The sequence below is a fragment of the Actinoplanes sp. NPDC051633 genome, from assembly GCF_040681735.1.
In the GTDB taxonomy this organism is placed as follows: domain Bacteria; phylum Actinomycetota; class Actinomycetes; order Mycobacteriales; family Micromonosporaceae; genus Actinoplanes.
This window is the reverse complement of sequence record NZ_JBFAZH010001615.1, coordinates 1-1,394: the sequence shown is the minus strand read 5'-3', so window position 1 is coordinate 1,394 and position 1,394 is coordinate 1. Positions and strand designations below refer to the sequence as shown.

Here is a 1,394-nt window from a genome sequence, read left to right as displayed (position 1 = left end):
GCCGGCGACCCGCCCGGCGCGGGTGAGCCGGCCGGGGCGGCGTACCCTCCTCGCGGTTCTGCTCCTGGCGACCGTCGTCGCCTATCTGGTCTTCCGCACCGACGGCGCCGCGGACGCCGACGACGCGTGGGCCTTCCGGCTGCTGACCGACCTGCGCGACTGGGTGGACACCAACCGAGACACCAGCCCGATCTTCCTGTACGGGGTGAACTACCTGCGCCTGGGCGTGGTGGTGCTGGTCGGCGGCGTGCAGGCCGCGCTCTACGGGCTCGGCGCGGTGGGCCTGATCGGCGTGGCCGGTGTGCTCGCGCTCGTGCTGGCCGGGTGGCGCGCGGCGCTGCTCGCGGTCGGCGGCTTCACCGGGCTGGGCCTGATCGGGCTGTGGCAGGAGAGCGTCGACACGCTGGTGCTGACCATCTCCGCGGTGCTGATCGCGGTGCTGATCGGCGTGCCGCTCGGGATCCTGGCGGCGCGGGTGCCGGCGGTCGGCGCGGCGCTGCGGCCGGTGCTGGACGTGATGCAGATCCTGCCGACCTTCGCCTATCTGGCGCCGATGACGCTGCTCTTCTCCATCGGCGAACCCGCCGCCATCATCGCCACCCTCATCTACGCCGTCCCGGTCACCATCCGGATCACCGCGCTGGGCATCCGCGAGGTGTCATCGACCACTGTGGAGGCGGCGACCGCGCTCGGCTCGACCCCGCGGCAGCTGCTGACCAAGGTGCGCCTGCCGATGGCGCGCCCGACGATCGTGCTGGCGGTCAACCAGACCATCATGATGGCCCTGTCGATGGTGGTGGTGACCGCGCTGATCGACGCGCCGGGCCTCGGGCTGAACATCGTCTTCGCCCTCGAGCGGGTCAACGTGGGCGCGGCCTTCGACGCCGGCCTGGCGATCGTCGTGCTGGCGATCGTGCTGGACAGGGTGACCACGCGCGCCGCGCTGCGGGAGGCGCCCGGCCGGATCCGGCTGGCGATCCTGGCCGCCGCGATCGCGGTGGCCGCGGTGCTGCCCTTCAGCAGCGAGTTCCCCGGCACCTGGCGGTTCTCGTTCGCCGGGCCGGTGAACGACGCGACCCGGTGGGCCGAGGTGCACTGGTACGACTTCACCGAGGGCCTGAAGAACTTCGTCAGCACCGCGCTGCTGAACCCGTTGGAGACGGTGCTGACGACCACGCCCTGGTGGCTGCTGGTCGCGGCGGTGCTCGCCTTCGGCTGGCTGATCAGCGGGTGGCGGCATGCGGTGCTCGCGGCGCTGGCCACGGCCGGGCTGGGCGGGCTGGGCCTGTGGCAGGACTCCATGCAGACCCTCGCGACCGTGCTGGTCGCGACCGTGCTGACGATGCTGATCGGTGTCTTCCTCGGTGTCCTCTGCGCCCGGCACGACCGGTTCG

General features: G+C 72.4%; 1 protein-coding gene. It reads left to right on the top strand.

Going from position 1 to position 1,394, the window contains the following annotated elements:
- Positions 1 to 1,394 (top strand): ABC transporter permease subunit (locus AB0M20_RS43630; protein ID WP_364307388.1); only part of this gene is annotated, 1,394 nt, incomplete at both ends.